Below are 19,134 nucleotides of genomic sequence, written 5' to 3' on the forward strand. Positions count from 1 at the left end.
CTCACCTCTCCGTGAACGCCTCCCTTGATTTCAGGAGAGGCCGGAACACGTAGCTCAGCACCGTCTGCTCGCCGGTGCGAACTTCGACCGTTCCCGTCATGCCCGGGATCACAGGCAGCGGCTGACCGGCCTTTTTCAGCTCGGTGGCATCGGCCCGGATCAGCGCACGGTAGTAACTGTTGTCCTGATTGGCCGACTTCGGTTCGTCGGAAAGCGCGTCTGGACTGAGGTAATCCAATCGACCCTTCAGGCCGCCGTAGGTGTAGAAGTCATAGGCCGACAGCTTGACCTGCACCGGCATGCCCAGCCGCACGAAGCCGATGTCGGCCGGCTTGATGCGGGCCTCGACCAGCACCTGCTCGCTCACGGGCACGATTTCCATGATGGCCGCACCCGGCTGGATGACGCCACCCACCGTGCCCAGGCGGATGTGTTTGACCTGGCCACGGATGGGGGATCGGATCAGGGTGCGCGACAGCACGTCCTGCTTGACGATCATCTGCTCCTGCAGCTGGGCCAGCTCGGTCTGCACGCGTACCAGCTCGCTGCTGGCTTCCTGCCGGAAGCGGTTGATCCGGTCCTGCACCTGCAGCAACAGGTCGTTGGCCTGACGGCGCAGGCGCATCACCTCGACATTCGACAGCACGCCCTTGTCGGCCATGCGCTCGGCCATGGCCACTTCGCGCATCAGCAGGCCCAGGCTGTGGCGGTTCACGGCCACCGCTTCGTTGAGCAGCTGCCGGCGTGCATTGAACGCGTCGGTTTCGCCCTGTACCAGCGCGGGCACCGCGGCCACCTCCTCAGGGAACTCCAGCGACTTGCCCGAGGCCTCGGCCGTCAGGCGCACGATGGCCGCCTTCAGCGCCAGGGTCTTGGCCTGCCCTTCGTTCTGCAGCGCTTCGACCCGGGTCGGGTCCAGCCGCACCAGCGCCTGTCCCTGTTCGACCAGCATGCCTTCCTTGACCAGCAAGGTGCGCAAAATGCCACCTTCCAGGCTGGAGATGATCTGTTCGCGGCCGTCTGGAATCACCTTGGCCTCGGCCCGGGTGATCTGGTCGACCTTGGCCTGGTAAGCCCAGGCGAAGGTGAACCCCACGATGGCCAGCAACAGCCACAGCGTGAGCGCCACCGCGGGCGCGCCATCGATGACCTGCGCTGCCTTGGCTCCTGCCAGGAAGCGCTCGTCGCCCGGGGCGGCGCGCCTCACACGGGCCGCACCGCTCACAGGCCAGGGCCAGCGCAGGCGGAAGGCGCTCATTCAGGCACCTCCGCCGGGGGCATCGACAAATCGGGCACACCGTCGGGCAAGGTGCGGCGTTCGGCCGGGGCCACGTACGGGCGCGCCACGGAGGGCTCTTCCGACACAGGCTGGCTGAGGGTGGGCGCGCGTTCGGCCACGCCAGGCGGCGGCTGCACCACGGGAGCCGGCGCCACAGCGGCAGGGGTTGCAGGGGCAGGGGTTGCAGGGGCCACAGGACGCTCTGCGGCCACAGGCGTCACAGCCGCCACGGGGGCAGCCGGCATGGCCGCCCGAGGCGCCATCGGCCCTGAAGCCTGTGCAGCGGGCACGGCCGGCATGGCGCCAGTCTGAAGGCCCACGGGCTTGCCACCGGCCAGGGCCGCCATCACCTGCCCTTTGGGGCCGAAGGCCAGCAGGCGCCCCTGCTCCACCACGGCCACCAGGTCCACCACCTCCAGCAAGGCAGGGCGGTGCGTCACCACCACCAGGGTCTTGCCCTCGGCCACGGCCTTGAGGTGCTTGACGAACAGGGCTTCGGCCTGGGCGTCCATGGCGCTGGTGGGCTCGTCCAGCAACAACACCTGCGGGCGGGTGATCAGGCAGCGCGCCAGGGCCACCAGCTGGCGCTGGCCGCCCGACAGCAGGCAACCACCCTCGCCCACCGGCATGTCCAGGCCCAGCGGGTGGGCCGCCGCCACCTTGTCCAGCCCGGTCAGCTGAAGGATGGGCACGAGGGCCCGCACATCGGCGTGGGCACGGTCCAGCACAATGTTGTCGCGCAAGGAGCCGGCAAACAGCTTGGGCTCTTGCGACATGAAGCCCACGTGCGAACGGAAGTCCACCGGGTCGATCTGGCGCAGGTCGATGCCATCGACCTCGACCAGGCCCTCGGTCGGCTGGTACAGCCCGCCCAGCAGGCGCAGGATGGTCGACTTGCCACTGCCCATCTTGCCCAGCACCGCCACGCGCTGCCCTGGCTGGATCTGCAGGTTCAGGTCTTTCAGCACCGCGGGCGCGTGCTCGGCCCCTTGCGCCGGGTAGGAAAAACCCACCTCGCGCAGCGCCATCTGCCCACGCACCTTGTGCCGTGGCAGGTACTGCCGATCGGGCTGCCGGTCCAGCGGCAGCTTCATGATGCGGTCCAGCATGCGCAAGGCGGCCTTGGCGCCCTGGTAGCGCGTGGCCAGGCTCACCACGCTCGACAGCGGCGCGATGGCGCGCGCGCCAAACATCACGGCCGTGATCACGGCACCCGCCGAAATCACGCCGTCGTGCACCAGGTGCACGCCCCACACCAGCATGACCACGGTCACCAGCTGCTGCGCCACGCCAGCAAAGTTGTTCACCCAGCTGGTCAGGGCCCGGCTCTTGAGCGAGGACACTGCCTGGGCGCTGTTCGACTCTTCGTAGCGCTGCAGAAAATGCCCCTGGGCGCCCGCAGCGCGGATGTCTTCCAGCCCGTCCATGGCCTCGACCAGCACGCCTTGCAACTGCGCGTTCTGCTTGAGGTTGGCGCTGCTCAAACGCGCCAGCATCTTCTGGCCGGCCCATGACAGGCCCAGCACCAGGGGCACGGTCAGCACCAGCACCCAGCCCAGCGGCCCGGCAATGAAAAACGTCATGGCCACGAACAGCAGCACAAAGGGCAAATCGGTCAGCACCGCCATGGTGGCCGAGGTGGAAAAGTCGCGAATGATCTCGATCTGTCCCAGCTCATGCGCGAAACCGCCCGCCGAGGGCGGCCGGTGCTCCAGCCGGATCGACAAGGCCTGCCTGAACAGCACATTGCCCAGGATCAGGTCGGCCTTCTTGCCGGCCTGGTCGATCAGGTGACTGCGCAGCTGCCTGGCCAGCAGGTCGAAGCCGATGGCCACCGCCGTGCCAATGGCCAGCGACCACAAGGTCACCATGGCCTTGTGCGGGATCACACGGTCGAACACCACCGACGAAAACAGGCCCACCACCAGCATCAGCACGTTGCTGAGCAAGGCCGCCACCATGGCCGAGCGGTAATAGGGTGCAAAGCGGCGCAAGGTGCCCCACAACCAGTGCCGATCGGGGTCCAGCGGCACGCCATCGTCGTCGGCCGCCGCATCTGACACGCGCGGAGACGCCACCAGGGCATAGCCGGAGTACTCGGCCTGGATGTCTTGCAGGCTGGCTTCCACCGTGTGCGACTCGCCCGGCATGATCACTTCGTAGCGATCCTGGCCACGCCGCCCCGAGGCCTCCAGCCGCCGCGTGACGATGCACACATCGCCCGAGCGCAACAGCAGCACCAGCGGGAACAGCAGGCCCAGCATGCGCTCTGGTGCCCGCTGGATGACCGCCGCATGGAAGCCCGCCTCCTGCATCAGCTGCACCGCCTTCGGCGGTGTCAGCGGCAAGGTGGCCGAGGTCAAGGCCAGCAAGGACACGGCCGAGCGCTCCTGCCCGTGGTGGCGACACAGCCACAGCAGAGCCCCCAGCAAAGGGTCTCCAGGGTCACCCGTGGCGCCAGCCGGTCGAGTGGGCGGCGCCGGGTCAGGAGGCAACTGCACGTCTGTCATCCCAGCACCAGCGATTTCAGAGCCGTTTCAAGGTCCTTGACGAAGCCCGGCATGTCGAACAGCGACGAGGCCATGCGGTGTTCAGCGAGGTAGCGGCGAAGGCTGGCCACCCGCTGCGGGTTCTGGCCCAGCTGCACGGCCTTGCGTTCGTAAGACGCCATGTCTTCCGTGATCAGATCGGGTAGCCCCACGTGGTGCAGCAGCGAGCCTGCCATGCGCGAGATGTAGGTGCGCCCCGACAAGGTCAGCAAGGGCACGCCCATGAACAGCACGTCATTGGCCGTGGTGCCCGCGTTGTAGGGGAAAGTGTCGAGGAACAGGTCGGCCAGCGTGAAGCGCGCCAGGTAGTCGGGCGGTGCCACGCGCGGCGCAAAGATCAGCCGGTCGGGGTTCACGCCGTGTTCGCTGGCACAGCGCTGCATGTTGGCCTTGGCCCAGGCGTTGTCGGCCAGCAGCCACAACACGCTGTTGGGCACGGCATGCAGCACGCGCATCCACAGGCTGAACATCTCCTGCGTGAACTTGAAATTGTTGTTGAACGAGCAGTACACGAAGGCGTCTTCGGGCAGCTGGTAATCGGCCCGCCGGGGCAAGGGGCCCACCGGGCGCTGACGGTCGCTGGCCTGGTAGCAGCGCGGCAGGTACAGCGGCTTTTCGGTCATGTAAGGCTGCACCGACTCGGGCATGACAAACCGATCAGCAATCACCCAGTCGATGGCCGGCAGGCCCGTCGTGGCAGGAAACCCCAGGTAGGTCACCTGCTGCCTTGCCGGGCGCCAGCTCAGGATGTCGGGCCGGGCCCCGTTGGTCAGCCCCTGCAGGTCGATCAGGATGTCGATGTCGTGCGCGGCAATGGCCCGCGCGGCGGCCTCGTCCGACAAGCCGCGCAAAGGCACCACATGGTCGAAGCTCTTGAGCAGCCGCTGCCGCAGCGGCGTGCCGTCTTCCGTGCTCCAGCAGAACGCGAACACCTCAAATTCGTCGTGGTTGTGCAGCTCCAGCATGTCCACCGTCAGCAAGCCCACGGCATGCATGTGCAGGTCACCCGACAGGTAACCGAGGCGGACCTTGCCCGGGCGGCGCTGGCTCGCCGCCAGCGGTGTCTGCAGCGGCAACACCCGCTCATGGCAAAACGTGCGGGCCGTGAGCAGGTGCAAGGCGGGGTCGTCGCTGGCGCTCAGCATGGCCAGGGGCGAGGTGCCCAGCAGCAACTGGTTGGCCGTGAGTGCCCCAACCGGCTGGTACACCGGCCACTCGCACTGCTTCTGGCGGATGTGCACATAGTGCTGCACCACGCGGGGCTGCTCGGCTTTGAGGCGCAGGCTGTCGACCATGCAGGCCTCGCTCTCGTCATAGCGCCTGAGCTGCTCCAGCAAACGCGCCATGTTGTTGAGCGCGTGCAGCTTGAGCTCCAGGTCGGCCTTTTGCTCATCGACCAGGGCCAGCACCTTGCGCCAGCATGCCAGGGCCTCGTCGGGCTGCCCGAGGTGCTCCAGCTGATGGCCCAGGTTCAGGTGCGCCTGGATGAACTGCGGCTGCAAGGCCAGGGCCTCGCGGTAGGCCTGTTCGGCCTGTGCATGGCGGCCCAGCCCTCCCAGGGTCGTGCCCCAGTTGAACAGCGCGATGGGGCGCTGCGGTGACTGCGTGTGCGCCAGCCAGGTCTCGTACAGCGCGGCCGAGGCTTCCACCTGCCCGGCCTGCGCCCATTGCTGCGCCACATCGAGCAGGTTCACCAGCGGCATCTGCCCGCTGCGCGCCGTGTTCATCCACTGTGCCAGGGCCTGCGCTGCCATGGCGCCCGGGGTCTGCGCGGGCGTGGCTTGCGTGTTCAGTGCACCGGGATCGGTTCTGTCCATGGGTGATTCCTTCGCCAGACCCGACGCAGGTCTGGTACGTCACCCGATGCTAGGCAATGCCGCCCTGCCCTTAAGGCCCATAAAGGCACCCGCACACGGCCAGTTCGGCAGCATTTCACGCAGCAAAACTGCGGCATGTGTGCCAGCAGGCTGCCAACGCCCAAAGCGAGGCGCGCGCGCAACAAAAAAGCCACCCCGCAGGGTGGCTTTGAATGGGTGGAGGCGCGGGCCGGAGTCGAACCGACCTACACGGATTTGCAATCCGGTGCATAACCGCTTTGCTACCGCGCCCCGCGAAACCGCAGGATGCCACAGTTTGCTGTGGCAAAAAGAAAGCCTGGCGTTTCAAGACCAGGCTTTCAGCATCTGGAGCGGGATAAGAGGCTCGAACTCTCGACCTATACCTTGGCAAGGTATCGCTCTACCAACTGAGCTAATCCCGCATTGCTTTTCAGCACTTCGCCTTGTTGATCGCGCTTGGTTTGCGTGATCAGCGAAGACCTGAACTATACATCGATTTTCATCGAAAACTCAGGCTTCGCTGATTTTTTTGCAACAAGCTGCCGATCAGTGCTTCATCAGGTCGCCGGCAGCGGCAGCCGCCACGGCTTCGGGCTTGACCTCGACCGGCTTGGCTTCCTCTTCAGGCAGCGGCGTGGGTTGCGATTCCAGCGCCACTTCCAGCACCTTGTCGATCCACTTCACCGGCACGATCTCGATCTGGTCCTTCACATTGGCCGGGATCTCGGCCAGGTCCTTCACGTTCTCTTCCGGGATCAGCACGGTCTTGATGCCACCACGGTGGGCCGCCAGAAGCTTTTCCTTCAAGCCACCGATGGCGGTGACTTCACCGCGCAGCGTGATCTCGCCGGTCATGGCCACATCGGCACGCACCGGGATGCCGGTCAAGGCCGACACGAAGGCCGTGGTCATGGCGATGCCCGCCGACGGGCCATCCTTCGGGGTGGCGCCATCGGGCACGTGGATGTGGATGTCGCGCTTCTCGAACAGGTCGTCGGCAATGCCCAGGCGGCGAGCGCGCGAACGCACCACCGAGCGGGCCGCTTCGACCGATTCCTTCATCACGTCACCCAGCTGGCCGGTGCGGATGATGTTGCCCTTGCCGGGCATGATCGCCGCTTCGATGGTCAGCAGGTCGCCGCCCACCTCCGTCCAGGCCAGACCGACCACCTGGCCGACCTGGTTGTCCTTCGTGGCCTCGCCGTAGCTGTACTTGCGCACGCCCAGGAAGTCGTTCAGGTTCTCGTCGGTCACCACCACCTTGTCGGTGAACTGCTTGAGCGCGATGCCCTTGACCACCTTGCGGCAGATCTTGGAGACCTCGCGTTCCAGCGAACGCACACCGGCTTCACGGGTGTAGTAGCGGATCACGCCGCGGATGGCGCTTTCGGCCACCTCCAGCTCGCTTTCCTTCACGCCGTTGTTCTTGAGCTGCTTGGGCAGCAGGTAGGTCTGGACGATGTTGACCTTCTCGTCTTCGGTGTAGCCGGCCAGGCGGATCACTTCCATCCGGTCCAGCAGCGCCGGCGGGATGTTCAGCGAGTTCGAGGTGGCCACGAACATCACATCCGACAGGTCGAAATCGACCTCGATGTAATGGTCACCGAAGGTGTGGTTCTGCTCGGGGTCGAGCACTTCCAGCAGCGCCGACGACGGGTCGCCACGGAAGTCCATGCCCAGCTTGTCGATCTCGTCGAGCAGGAACAGCGGGTTGCGCACGCCGACCTTGCTCAGGCTCTGCAGCACCTTGCCCGGCATGGAGCCGATGTAGGTGCGGCGGTGGCCACGGATCTCGGCCTCGTCACGCACGCCGCCCAGGGCCATGCGCACGAACTTGCGGCCGGTGGCACGGGCGATCGACTGGCCCAGCGAGGTCTTGCCCACGCCAGGAGGGCCGACCAGGCACAGGATGGGGGCCTTGACCTTGTCGACGCGCTGCTGCACCGCGAGGTATTCCAGGATGCGTTCCTTGACCTTGTCCAGGCCGTAGTGCTCTTCATTGAGCACCGATTCGGCCAAGGTCAGGTCGTGCTTGATCTTGGACTTCTTGCTCCAGGGCAGGCCCACCAGCGTATCGATGTAGTTGCGCACCACGGTGGCCTCGGCCGACATGGGCGACATCAGACGCAGCTTCTTGAGCTCGGCTTCGGCCTTCTTCTTGGCCTCCTTGGGCATGCGGGCGCCTTCGATCTTCTTGGCGATCTCTTCGAGATCGGCGCCCTCCTCGCCCTCGCCCAGCTCCTTCTGGATGGCCTTGACCTGCTCGTTCAGGTAGTACTCGCGCTGGCTCTTTTCCATCTGGCGCTTGACGCGGCCACGGATGCGCTTTTCAACCTGCAGGATGTCGACTTCATGTTCGAGCTGCTCCAGCAGCTTTTCCAGGCGCTGGGCGGCGCTCATGATGTCGAGCACGGCCTGCTTGGCTTCGAGCTTGAGCGGCAGGTGCGCGGCGATGGTGTCGGCCAGGCGGCCGGCATCGTCGATGCCCGAAATGGACGTGAGGATCTCGGGCGGGATCTTCTTGTTGAGCTTGACGTACTGGTCAAACTGCTGCGTGACCGCGCGGCGCAGGGCTTCGACCTCTGCGGTGTAGGTGGTCTCGGGGGTGACGGGCACCACGTCGGCGGTGAAGTGCTCACCGAGGTCGTGGATGGCCGAGGTGCGGGCACGCTGAACGCCTTCGACCAGCACCTTCATGGTGCCGTCGGGCAGCTTGAGCATCTGCAGGATGCTGGAGACACAGCCGACTTCGAACATGTCGTCGGCCTTGGGCTCGTCCTTGCCGGCGGCCTTCTGCGCCACCAGCATGATCTGACGGCCAGACTCCATGGCCAGTTCGAGGGCCTTGATGGACTTGGGGCGCCCCACAAACAGCGGGATCACCATGTGGGGGAAGACCACGACGTCGCGCAGCGGCAGCAGCGGCAGCGTCAGCGGTTCAGGGGGAAGGATCGGATGTCCTGACATGGGTGGCCTCACTTTCTCAAGCTATCAGGTGGGGCCCGGGTGCCAAAACACAAGGGCCCCGTCGCGACACAAGGTTAGGCCGTGGCCTTCTTGTCGCGGTACACGAGCAACGGTTTCGCCTGCTCCTCGATGGTGGACTCGTCCAGCACCACCTTCTGCACGCCCTCCATGGTGGGAAGTTCGAACATGGTGTCGAGCAGCGATTGCTCGACGATGGAACGCAACCCGCGAGCGCCGGTCTTGCGGGCCAGCGCCTTGCGGGCGATGGCGTTCAGCGCGGCCGGACGGATCTCGAGTTCGACGTTGTCCATGTGGAAGAGCTGCTGGTACTGCTTGACCAGCGCGTTCTTCGGTTCGGTCAGGATCTGCACCAGAGCGTCTTCGGTCAGCTCGCCCAGGGTAGCGACCACCGGCAGACGGCCCACGAGTTCAGGGATCAGACCGAACTTGATGATGTCTTCGGGCTCGACCTCGCGGAACACCTCGGTGAGCTTGCGCTCGCCCTTGGTCTTGACCTGGGCCGAGAAACCGATGCCCGACTTGACCGAGCGGTTCTGGATGACCTTTTCCAGGCCGTCGAAAGCGCCACCGCAGATGAACAGGATGTTGGTGGTGTCGATCTGCAGGAAGTCTTGATTGGGGTGCTTGCGACCACCTTGCGGGGGCACCGACGCCATGGTGCCTTCGATCAGCTTGAGCAGGGCCTGCTGCACGCCTTCGCCCGACACGTCGCGCGTGATGGACGGGTTGTCGGATTTGCGAGAAATCTTGTCGATTTCGTCGATGTAGACGATGCCGCGCTGGGCCTTTTCCACATCGTAGTTGCAGTTCTGCAGCAGCTTCTGGATGATGTTTTCGACGTCTTCGCCCACGTAACCGGCTTCGGTCAGGGTGGTGGCGTCGGCGATCACGAAAGGCACATTCAGCAAGCGGGCCAGGGTCTGGGCCAGCAGCGTCTTGCCCGAGCCGGTGGGCCCGATCAGCAGGATGTTGCTCTTGGCCAGCTCCACGTCGGGCTTTTTGCCGTCCGGCCCCATGTGCTTGAGGCGCTTGTAGTGGTTGTACACGGCCACCGACAAGGTGCGCTTGGCCGGGTCCTGCCCGATCACGTACTGATCCAGGCTGGTCTTGATCTCGGCCGGGGTGGGCAGGTCGGAGCGTGCGGGCTTGGTGCCGCTGGCTTCGGCCTCGGCAGCCACCTCGTCACGGATGATGTCGTTGCACAGCTCGATGCACTCGTCGCAGATGAAGACCGACGGGCCCGCAATGAGCTTCTTGACCTCATGCTGGCTCTTCCCGCAGAAGGAGCAGTAGAGAATCTTTTCGCTGGAAGAGCCTTTTTTCTCGGGCATGGTGTTCGGCCTGGGCAGGCGGAGCTGGATTCAATTTGATGATACGTCAAAGCGCTGACGGGGCAGATGCCGAGCATCCGGGCCCCGGAAGGGGCTTTTTACCCCTTCAAAACGGCCTTCAGGCGCGTTTTTCCAGCACTTGATCGATCAGGCCGTAGGTGGCGGCTTCGGCCGCCGACATGTAGTAATCGCGTTCGGTGTCCTGCTGGATCTTTTCCAGCGGCTGGCCGGAACGCTCGGCCAGGATCTTGTTGAGCTGCTCGCGGGTCTTCAGGATCTCGCGGGCATGGATCTCGATGTCGGTGGCCTGACCCTGCGTGCCGCCCAGCGGCTGGTGGATCATGATCTTGCTGTTGGGCAGGGCGAAACGCTTGCCCTTTTCACCGGCGGCCAGCAGGAAGGCGCCCATCGAGGCGGCCATGCCCATGCACAGGGTGGACACGTGCGGCTTGATGAACTGCATGGTGTCGAAGATGGCCATGCCGGCGCTGACCGAGCCGCCCGGGCTGTTGATGTACAGCGAGATGTCCTTGTCGGGGTTTTCGCTTTCCAGGAACAGCAGCTGGGCGACCACCAGGTTGGCCATCTGGTCGTTCACGGGGCCCACCAGGAAGACCACGCGCTCGCGCAGCAGGCGGCTGTAGATGTCGTAGGCACGCTCGCCGCGGCCCGACTGTTCGATGACCATCGGGACCATGCCCAGGTTTTGAATGTCCAGTGCGCTCATGGGGTTCCTTGGGAAGAAATTCGTAAGTGCCGGCGTCGGGGTGACGCGGGGCGGTCGGCAGCAGGTGGGGCGAAAGGCCGGGAAATCAATGTGACGATTTCATTATCACCTTCTGAACGGCCCGCCCGATGCGTGGAAAAAGACGCCGACTGCGGCTGTCGTCTTTATGCCGCGTGCGATCAGCACCACAGCACCTGCAGGGCAAAAAAAAGCACCCGCCGCAGCGGGTGCTTCGGGGCGCCCGTGAAGGCGCCAGGGGCTAGCAGGGCAGCCGGTCGCCTCAGGCGCCAGCTTGCTGGCCCATCAGTTCTTCGAAGGACAGGGCCTTGTCGGTCACCTTGGCCTGGGCCAGGATGAAGTCGGTGACGTTCTGCTCGATCACGACGGCTTCCACTTCGGCCATGCGCTGACGGTCGCTCATGTACCAGGCGATGACTTGCTGGGGCTGCTCGTACGACTGGGCCAGCTCTTCGATGTGAGCCTGCAGTTGCTCGGGCTTGGCTTCCAGCTTGTTGACCTTGACCAGCTCGGCCACGATCAGGCCCAGGCGCACGCGGCGCTCGGCCTGGGGAGCGAACATTTCAGCGGGGATCGGGGCCTTGTCGGCGTCCTTGATGCCGCGGGCCTTCAGGTCGGCACGGGCGCCTTCGACCAAGCGGTCGGATTCGGCAGCCACCAGCGACTTGGGCACATCGAATTCGGCGGCCTTGAGCACGGCGTCCAGGGCAGCACCCTTGTTGCGGGCGGCCACGCGGAACTTGACCTCACGGGCCAGGTTCTTCTGGATGTCGGCGCGCAGCGATTCGACCGAACCGTCGGCCAGGCCCAGGGTCTTGATGAACTCGTCGTTCACTTCAGGCAGGTTCTGGGCTTCGATCTTCTTGACGGTGACCAGGAAGTCGGCTTCCTTGCCGGCCACGTCCTTGCCGTGGTAGTCCTCGGGGAAAGCCAGCGGGAAGGTCTTGGATTCGCCAGCCTTCATGCCGCGCACGGCCTTTTCGAAAGCTTCGAGCATCTGGCCTTCGCCGACCAGGAACTGGAAGCCTTCGGCCTTGCCGCCCTCGAACGGCACGCCGTCGATCTTGCCTTCGAAGTCCATGGTCACGCGGTCGCCTTCGGCAGCGCCTTCGGCAGCGGGGCGCTGGGCGAAGGTGCGGCGTTGCTTGCGCAGGATTTCGACGGTGCGGTCGATGGCGGCGTCGTTGACTTCAGCGGTCACGCGCTCGACTTCCACGGCCGACAGGTCACCCAGCTTCACTTCGGGGTACACCTCGAAAGTGGCGTCGAACTGCAGCTGGCCGTCCACCGGGCCGCCTTCCTTTTCGGAAATGCTGGGCTGACCGGCGACGCGCAGCTGGGCTTCAGAAGCGGCCTTGGCGAAGGCCTGACCCAGCTGGTCGTTGATCACTTCGTACTGCACCGAATAGCCGTAGCGCTGGGCCACGATGTTCATCGGCACCTTGCCCGGGCGGAAGCCATCGGCCTTGGCCGTGCGGGCCAGCTTCTTGAGGCGGGTGTCGACTTCGGCTTGCAGGGCCTCAGCGGGCAGCGTCAGGGTGATGCGGCGCTCCAGCTTTTCCAGGGTCTCCACGGTGACAGCCATGATTAACTCACTCAGATCAAAATTGTTGGCAATGAACGGTCGTCTGGTGCGCGGGGGGGGACTCGAACCCCCACACCATTGCTGGCGTCAGGACCTAAACCTGGTGCGTCTACCAATTTCGCCACCCGCGCAGGCGACCGGATGAACCCTTGCGGGATGGGCCAAACCCGAAAGCTGCCAGGCAGCCCGCGGATTTCGCCGAGATTCGGTCAGAACCCACAATTCTAGCGCGCTTCAGCGCACCGGCTTGCGGGCCGACCGTGGTGGCGGTGTGACTCAGCTGCGGGCCGCGGGTTCCTTCACGCGGAACCAGGCCGCGTACATGGCAGGCAGGGCCAGCAGGGTCAGCAAAGTGGCCACGATCAGGCCGCCCATGATGGCCACGGCCATCGGGCCCCAGAACACGCTGCGAGTCAGCGGGATCATGGCCAGCACGGCCGCCGCCGCGGTCAGCACGATCGGGCGGAAACGGCGCACCGCGGCCCCCACGATGGCGTCCCAGGCCTCGATGCCGCGGGCCCGGTCGGACTCGATCTGGTCGATCAGGATCACCGAGTTGCGCATGATCATGCCCATCAGGGCGATCACACCCAGCAGGGCCACGAAGCCGAACGGACGATTCAGCGTCAGCAGCGCCGCAGCCACGCCGGCGATGCCCATGGGGCCGGTCAGGAAGACCAGCATGGCGCGCGAGAAGCTTTGCAGCTGCAGCATCAGCAGGGTGAAGGTCAGGAACAGCATCACGGGCACGTTCACGAAGATCGAGCCCTGGCCCTTGGTGCTTTCCTCGGCCGTGCCGGACAGCTCGACCCTAAAGCCCGGCATCTCCTGCTCGAGCCTCTGCAGTTGGGGGAACAATGCGCCGCTGACGGTGGGGCCTTGCACACCAGGGCGCACGTCGCCCTGCACGGTGATGGCGTACTGGCGGCCTTCACGCCACACCACACCAGGCTCCCACACCAGCTGGGGCTTGGCGACCTGCAGCACCGGCACCATCTTGCCGGTGGCCGTGGGCACGTAGGCGTTGTCGAGCGCGCCCAGGGTGAGGCGCTCGGACTGCGGCTGGCGCAGCACGATGTCGATCAGGCGGTCACCTTCGCGGTACTGGCCGATGATGGCGCCCGAAGTCAGCACACGGCTGGCCTGGGCGATCGACTGGGTGGTCACCCCCAGGGCACGGGCCTTGTCCTGGTCGATGCGCAGGCGGATGGCCTTGACGTACTCATTCCAGTTGTCGTTCACGCCGTGCATGTCGGGGTGCTGGCGCATCATGTCCTTGGCTTTTTCGGCCATCTGGCGCAAGCCGGCGATGTCTTCACCCACCAGGCGGAACTGCACCGGGTAGGCCACAGGCGGGCCATTGGGCAGCAGCTTGATGCGGGCGCGCACCTCCGGGAACTCTTCGGCCATGATCTCGGGCATGCGCTGCAGCATGCGCTCGCGGGCCTCGCTGTCCTTGGGCAGCACGATCAGCTGGCTGACGTTGGTCTGCGGGAAGATCTGGTCCATGGGCAGGTAAAAGCGCGGCACGCCTGCACCCACCCACGAAGTGACCGAACCGATGTCGGCTTCCTTCAACAAGCGGGCTTCCACCCGGCGGGTGACGGCCTCCGTGGCCTCGAAGCTGGTGCCTTCGGGGGTCCAGAGGTCGGTCAGGATTTCCAGGCGGCTGGAATCAGGGAAGAACTGCTGCTGCACCTTGCCCATGCCGGCAAAGCCGAGGAACAGCGCCCCCACCGTCAGGCCGATGGTGACCCAGCGGTGCGCCACACACCAGCTCACCAGGGCCTTGAACCGGTTGTAGAACGGGGTGTCGTACAGATCGTCGGCGTGGCCCGATGCCTTGGGCTGGGTCTTGAGCAGCCACTGCCCCAGGTAGGGCACGAAATACACCGACACCACCCACGACACGATCAGTGCCGCGGCCGTGACCGCGAAGATGGCGAAGGTGTATTCCCCCACGGCCGATTTGGCCATGCCGATGGGCAGGAAACCGACGGCCGTGATCAGGGTGCCGGTGAGCATGGGCATGGCCGTGATGTTGTAGGCCGCCGTGGCCGCCTGCACCTTGGTGTAGCCCTGTTCCAGCTTGTGCACCATCATCTCGACGGCAATGATGGCGTCATCGACCAGCAGACCCAGTGCGATGATCAGGGCGCCCAGCGAGATCTTGTGCAGGCCCACGCCCCAGATGTACATGATCAGGAAGGTGACGGCCAGCACCAGCGGGATCGTGATGGCCACGACCATGCCGGGCCAGATGTCCAGGCGCAGCGGGCGCGTGTGGAGCCCCAGGCTGACGAAGCTCACGGCCAGCACCACCACCACGGCTTCGGTCAGCACCTTCAGGAATTCGTTGACGGATGTGCTCACGGCCTTGGGCTGGTCTTGCACCTGCTCCAGCTCGATGCCCACGGGCAGGCTGCCCTTGATCCTGTCGGCGGCCACCTGCAGGCGTTTGCCCAGGGCGATGATGTCGCCGCCCTTGGCCATGGAAATGCCCACAGCGATGACTTCCTTGCCGTTGTGGCGCACCTTGGTGACCGGCGGGTTTTCGTAGGCGCGGCGGATGGTGGCGACGTCGCCCAGCTTGATGGTGCGCGCCTGCTGCGTGGTCGGGTCGACCAGGCGGATGGGCAAGGCCTTGAGCTGATCGACTGTCTGCAGGGCGCCCGTGACGCGCATCTGCACGGTGTCCTGGGCCCCGTCATACACACCCGCACCTTCGATGCCGTTCTGCGCGTTGAGCTGCTGGATCAACTCGGGCAGGTGCAGGCCGGTCTGGGCCAGGCGGAATTGCGGAATCTCGACGAAGATCTTCTCGGGCTGCACGCCGAACAGTTCGACCTTGGCCACGTCGGGCACGCGCAGGAAGCCCGAACGCACACGGTCGGCGTACTGGCGCAACTCTTCTTCGCTGAAGCCGTCTGCCGACAGCGCGTAGATGGAGCCGTACACATCTCCGAACTCGTCGTTGAAGAAGGGGCCGATCACGCCTTGCGGCAAGGTCTGCCTCATGTCGCCGACCTTCTTGCGGGTCTGGTACCAGCGGTCGGGCACATCCTTGGGGTTGGTGCTGTCTTTCAGCAGCACCAGGGTGGTGGTTTCACCGGGCTTGGCATATGAGCGCACCTTGTCGATGTCGGGCACTTCCTGCACGGTGCGCTCGATCTTGTCGGTGACCTGCTCGGCCATGACCTGGGCCGAGGCGCCCGGCCAGTAGGCCCGCACCACCATGATGCGGAAGGCAAATGGCGGGTCTTCGTCCTGGCCCAACTGGAAAAAGGCGGCCAGGCCCAGCAGCATCAGCGCCACCATCAGGTAACGCGTCAGGGCTGGGTGGTCCAGTGCCCATTTGGACAGGTTGAACTTCTCGTCGGCCTCGTTGACGGCGGTTTGGTGCGGATCGCTCATGGGCAGTCAGGGGCGTGGGTCAACGGGCGGCTTGCGAGGCCTGGGCAGCTTGCTCGGCCTTGGCGGCATCGGCAGCTTCGGTGGCCGAGGCGATCAGCCCGGCGGCGGCAACCCGCGCCGCCTTCTCGGCCTTGGCATGCTCTGCCGCCGGGTCGATCAGGCGCTTGACCTTCTGACCGGGCTGGAGCACGTGCACGCCAGCGGTCACCACTTCCTGGCCCGGCTTGAGGCCGGCAGACACCTGGATGATGTTGCCATTGACCTCGGCCGTGATCACCTGCTGCTGGCTCACGGTCATGGTCTTGGGATCGAGCACCCAGACCGACGAACGGCCCTGGCTTTCCACCAGGGCATGCAGCGGCAGGTGCACCCCGGCCCGCACGCGCGGGGCCACACTCAGGGCGATGGTGGCGGTCTGACCCAGGGCCACGTCGGCCTGGCCAACGTCGGCCTTGACCAGCAGCGTGCGCGAGACCGGGTCGGCTGCAGCGGCCATTTCCCGCAGGGTGACGGGCACCCACTGGTCCTGGCCCCAGCGCTTCATCTTGACGGCTCCAGCCTTGCCCACCAGGGGGCGCACGGCCGGGCCCATGTCTTCAGGGATGGCGAACACGGCGTCGCGCGGGCCGTCGGCCGCGAACACCAGCACCGGCTCACCGGGCGCCACGTTCTGGCCCGGCTCGCCCAGCACCTGGGTGATCACGCCGTTGGCCGGGGCCGACAGCGTGCCATAGGCGGTCTGGTTGCCCTGCACGCCCGACTGGGCCCGCGCCTGGGCCAGCCCGGCCTCGGCCGCCTTCAGCGCCGTGAGGTGGCGGTCGAGCTCGGCCTGGCTGATGAAGCCCTGGGCCTTCAGGTCGGAAAACCGCTTGAAATCGGCCTGGGCCTGGGCCAGCTGCACCTGGGCCACGTTCACGCTGGCCTGGGCGGCGCTGGCGGTCAGGCGCAGGTCGGTGGTGTCAAGCTGAGCCAGCGCCTGGCCGGCCTTGACCGCCTGGCCCAGTGCCACCTGGCGCTGCGTGATCTTGCCCCCCACGCGGAACGACAGGCGCGATTCGGTGCGCGCCTTGATTTCGGCGGCGAATTCGCGGTCGATGAGGCCACCGGCATCGGCGAGCACCACGGTGCGCACGGCGCGAATGGGCTCGACACGCTCGACCGGCTTGCTGCAACCAGCCAACCCCAAAGAAATGAGGGACAGCCACATGACCGCCTTGCGGCTGCGGGGAAGGGTCTCAAAGCGAAGGCGCATGATCGAAACGGAGGAAGTGGCCCCTGCAGACCCCGAAGAATTCGCAGGATGAAATCACAAACGCGCCGCCAGCCCTTATTGACCAACGGGTCAGTAATGTTAGGAGGGCGCCACCGGAAATGTCAACGATTGACAAGCCACAATGTGGCCCCTGAACGCCTCAGGCCCTCTGCCAGCCCTTGTCATGTCTGTTTCGCCCGACACGCCCTTCCCTCGCCCGGGGTCTGCCCTGGACCTGGCCCTGAAGACCGCCGGCGCCCATCGGCCCCGGCTGACCGCCTGGGCCCAGTGGTGGCACGAAATCAGCCGCATTCCCTATGAAGTGAGCGACCCTGCCGTGGGCGAGAAAAAGCTGCTGTGGTGGCAGCATGCGGTGGCCGATGCGCAAGGCCAGCCGCCGCAGCACCCGCGGCTCAAGGCCCTGCTGGGCGAGAGCACGCCGCCCGACTGGGCACCGCTGCCCCCTGCAGCCTGCTGGTCGGGACAGCTTCAGGCCCTGCAAGACCTGCTACACCAGACGCGATGGCTGGACAGCGCAGGCCTGCAACGCCACATGCAGCACAGCACGGGCCTGGCAGTGGAAGGCGCCGCCTGGATCCTGGGCGTGCGTGAACCCGCCGCCCTGGCTGCCGCGCGCGACCTGGGCGTGGCCCTGCGCAAGGCCCATATCCTGACGCGGGTGGGGCAGGACGCCCACGCCGGCTGGCTGCACCTGCCGGTCGACCTGCTGCAGCAACATGGCACCAAGGCCCACGAATGGACACGGCCTGCGGCCGACGCCCCCTCAGAGGCCATGAAGCAGTTGATGCGCCAATGGCAACAGCAGACCCTGGCCGACTTGCGCGACAGCCTGGCCCGGTTGAACCAGGCGGCAGGCGCCCAGCGCCCTGCCCTGCGACCGCTGCGCGTGCTGACGGCCCTGAACGTGAAACTGCTGGAGGACCTGGACGCACACGACTACCAGATCTTGCGGCAGCGGATTTCGGTGGGGCCCTGGCGCAAGTGGTTCACGGCGTGGCGGACTCGCTGATGGCGTTGCGCGCGGCCACGCCCCGGTCGAAAGGTGCGGCCAGCGGCTCGCCCACGAACAGGCCTTGCTGAGGCCAGGCCACACTCTTCCAGTAAGCCTCCAGCGCAGTGGCGCCCTGGGCATAGAACAGCAGCAAGCCCTGGGGGTGTGGGAACTTCTGCAAGTGGGCGCAGGGTTCGCTGGCCGTGCCGTAGGTGGCGGTGGCGCCCGCTTCGATCCACGACAGGATGTTCATCTGGCCATGGGGTTTGTCCAGCACCCCCCCGAAGGACGTGAGGTGATCGGCCAGTGCGCCAGGCAGGAACTGCACCGTGTCGAGGTACTGCACCTGGGTCGATCCGGTCAGGTAGATCAACACATTGCTGGCATTGCGCAAATGCTCGGCACGGTCGAGCGAAATGTTCAAGGCCATGGCCTTGATGGGCCCGGGCGGCGGAAACAGCACGTTGCGCACGCTGCGCACGTTGTCGGCAGTGGTCAGAAAATGCACATTGGCCACCGGGCTGGTGGGCGACCCCAAAGTGCCATCCGACTTCACCCCCCGGTCGATCAGTGCCTTGGCGCTGTCGAACGACGGTGCAGCCAGCAACATGCTCAGCCGCATCTTGTGATCGGCATGCGGGCGGGTGGAGGCCGAACCGAAATAAGGCGACGGCTTGGGCATGCCGCAGGTGTTGGCACACAGCGCCGGGTCAAAACCCATGGCCAATGCGCCCGTGATGGCGTTGCACTCGACCGCGTAAGGCAAGCGCCAGGCCAGGGCCAGAGCCTGCACGCGGCCGCCATAAAATCGGTCCACCCTGCGGTTGAACTCGGCAAATTCTTCCTTGGTGAGCGTGGCACGCACGGGCAACGCCACTTTCAGGATCCGGGCATCCGGAATGCCTCGGGCCTTGGCGTAGTACTCGCCCACACGCACCGAGTAGGGGTCTTCGGTGTTGATGACCAGGCCCAGGTCGGCGGCCGTCAGACGCCCCTGCACACGCGGCACATTGAACCAGCGACGCTGGATGACCGAAGGCACCGACCAACCACCTTCGGGGGCCGACGCCGACGATGCACCACTGCTTCCGCCCGGCGCCGCAGGATTTTCTGCGGCATATGCCACGCGAAACGCGATTGC

11 protein-coding genes and 3 tRNA genes are annotated in these 19,134 nt (G+C 65.7%); 1 reads left to right on the plus strand and 13 read right to left on the minus strand.

Features of this window, described 5'->3' with window-relative positions; translation table 11 throughout:
* Position 1: 1 nt before the first annotated feature.
* From EYS42_RS05210 to EYS42_RS05265, 12 genes are all read right to left on the minus strand, one after another.
* Positions 2 to 1,258 carry an HlyD family type I secretion periplasmic adaptor subunit gene (locus tag EYS42_RS05210; RefSeq protein WP_130966802.1) on the minus strand — a complete coding sequence of 419 codons (1,257 nt, stop codon included), beginning with the start codon at positions 1,256 to 1,258 and terminating at the stop codon, positions 2 to 4.
* A complete protein-coding gene (locus EYS42_RS05215; RefSeq protein ID WP_207301110.1) occupies positions 1,255 to 3,789 on the minus strand; it encodes a type I secretion system permease/ATPase in 2,535 nt (844 codons plus the stop codon). Before EYS42_RS05215 ends, EYS42_RS05210 begins: the two co-directional genes overlap by 4 nt.
* On the minus strand, positions 3,786 to 5,645 hold the full coding sequence (locus tag EYS42_RS05220) for an O-linked N-acetylglucosamine transferase, SPINDLY family protein (RefSeq protein ID WP_245503510.1): 1,860 nt from the start codon (positions 5,643 to 5,645) through the stop codon (positions 3,786 to 3,788). The genes EYS42_RS05215 and EYS42_RS05220 overlap by 4 nt, the downstream gene beginning before the upstream one ends.
* 217 nt (positions 5,646 to 5,862) lie before the next feature.
* Positions 5,863 to 5,936 (minus strand) — tRNA-Cys (locus EYS42_RS05225).
* Between the two features lie 76 nt (positions 5,937 to 6,012).
* A tRNA-Gly gene (locus EYS42_RS05230) sits at positions 6,013 to 6,088 on the minus strand.
* A 124-nt stretch (positions 6,089 to 6,212) separates the two neighbouring features.
* The gene (gene lon, locus EYS42_RS05235) at positions 6,213 to 8,633 is read right to left on the minus strand and encodes an endopeptidase La (RefSeq protein WP_130966803.1); all 2,421 of its coding nucleotides are present in this window, start codon (positions 8,631 to 8,633) and stop codon (positions 6,213 to 6,215) included.
* A gap of 74 nt (positions 8,634 to 8,707) precedes the next feature.
* On the minus strand, positions 8,708 to 9,985 hold the full coding sequence (clpX, locus tag EYS42_RS05240; protein WP_130966804.1) for an ATP-dependent Clp protease ATP-binding subunit ClpX: 1,278 nt from the start codon (positions 9,983 to 9,985) through the stop codon (positions 8,708 to 8,710).
* Between the two features lie 118 nt (positions 9,986 to 10,103).
* Positions 10,104 to 10,712, minus strand: coding sequence for an ATP-dependent Clp endopeptidase proteolytic subunit ClpP (gene clpP / locus EYS42_RS05245; RefSeq protein ID WP_130966805.1), 609 nt, complete (start codon positions 10,710 to 10,712; stop codon positions 10,104 to 10,106).
* A gap of 280 nt (positions 10,713 to 10,992) precedes the next feature.
* Positions 10,993 to 12,315 carry a trigger factor gene (tig, locus tag EYS42_RS05250; RefSeq protein WP_130966806.1) on the minus strand — a complete coding sequence of 441 codons (1,323 nt, stop codon included), beginning with the start codon at positions 12,313 to 12,315 and terminating at the stop codon, positions 10,993 to 10,995.
* Positions 12,316 to 12,359: 44 nt separating this feature from the next.
* Positions 12,360 to 12,446 (minus strand) — tRNA-Leu (locus EYS42_RS05255).
* 145 nt (positions 12,447 to 12,591) lie between these two features.
* Positions 12,592 to 15,729: an efflux RND transporter permease subunit gene (locus EYS42_RS05260; RefSeq protein ID WP_130966807.1), complete on the minus strand. Its 3,138-nt coding sequence runs from the start codon at positions 15,727 to 15,729 to the stop codon at positions 12,592 to 12,594.
* 19 nt (positions 15,730 to 15,748) lie between these two features.
* Positions 15,749 to 16,936, minus strand: coding sequence for an efflux RND transporter periplasmic adaptor subunit (locus EYS42_RS05265; RefSeq protein WP_245503511.1), 1,188 nt, complete (start codon positions 16,934 to 16,936; stop codon positions 15,749 to 15,751).
* 229 nt (positions 16,937 to 17,165) lie between these two features.
* Here EYS42_RS05265 and EYS42_RS05270 point away from each other — a divergent pair, with 229 nt between their 5' ends.
* A complete protein-coding gene (locus EYS42_RS05270; protein ID WP_165456634.1) occupies positions 17,166 to 18,011 on the plus strand; it encodes a phytoene/squalene synthase family protein in 846 nt (281 codons plus the stop codon).
* On the opposite strand, the gene EYS42_RS05275 is transcribed toward EYS42_RS05270, so the two are convergent.
* Positions 17,989 to 19,035: a TIGR03790 family protein gene (locus EYS42_RS05275; RefSeq protein ID WP_245503512.1), complete on the minus strand. Its 1,047-nt coding sequence runs from the start codon at positions 19,033 to 19,035 to the stop codon at positions 17,989 to 17,991. The two genes, EYS42_RS05270 and EYS42_RS05275, sit on opposite strands and share 23 nt — an antisense overlap.
* Between the last annotated feature and the right edge of the window lie 99 nt (positions 19,036 to 19,134).

The organism is Aquabacterium lacunae (genome assembly GCF_004310865.1).
In the GTDB taxonomy this organism is placed as follows: Bacteria; Pseudomonadota; Gammaproteobacteria; order Burkholderiales; family Burkholderiaceae_C; genus Aquabacterium; species Aquabacterium lacunae.

Excerpts from the sequence above, each read along its gene's own strand:
- EYS42_RS05270 (WP_165456634.1), top strand. The coding sequence starts at position 17,166 with ATGTCTGTTTCGCCCGACACGCCCTTCCCTCGCCCGGGGTCTGCCCTG.
- EYS42_RS05220 (WP_245503510.1), bottom strand. The coding sequence starts at position 5,645 with ATGGACAGAACCGATCCCGGTGCACTGAACACGCAAGCCACGCCCGCG.
- clpP (WP_130966805.1), bottom strand. The coding sequence starts at position 10,712 with ATGAGCGCACTGGACATTCAAAACCTGGGCATGGTCCCGATGGTCATC.
- tig (WP_130966806.1), bottom strand. The coding sequence starts at position 12,315 with ATGGCTGTCACCGTGGAGACCCTGGAAAAGCTGGAGCGCCGCATCACC.
- EYS42_RS05215 (WP_207301110.1), bottom strand. The coding sequence starts at position 3,789 with ATGACAGACGTGCAGTTGCCTCCTGACCCGGCGCCGCCCACTCGACCG.
- EYS42_RS05210 (WP_130966802.1), bottom strand. The coding sequence starts at position 1,258 with ATGAGCGCCTTCCGCCTGCGCTGGCCCTGGCCTGTGAGCGGTGCGGCC.
- EYS42_RS05260 (WP_130966807.1), bottom strand. The coding sequence starts at position 15,729 with ATGAGCGATCCGCACCAAACCGCCGTCAACGAGGCCGACGAGAAGTTC.
- lon (WP_130966803.1), bottom strand. The coding sequence starts at position 8,633 with ATGTCAGGACATCCGATCCTTCCCCCTGAACCGCTGACGCTGCCGCTG.
- EYS42_RS05265 (WP_245503511.1), bottom strand. The coding sequence starts at position 16,936 with ATGTGGCTGTCCCTCATTTCTTTGGGGTTGGCTGGTTGCAGCAAGCCG.
- clpX (WP_130966804.1), bottom strand. The coding sequence starts at position 9,985 with ATGCCCGAGAAAAAAGGCTCTTCCAGCGAAAAGATTCTCTACTGCTCC.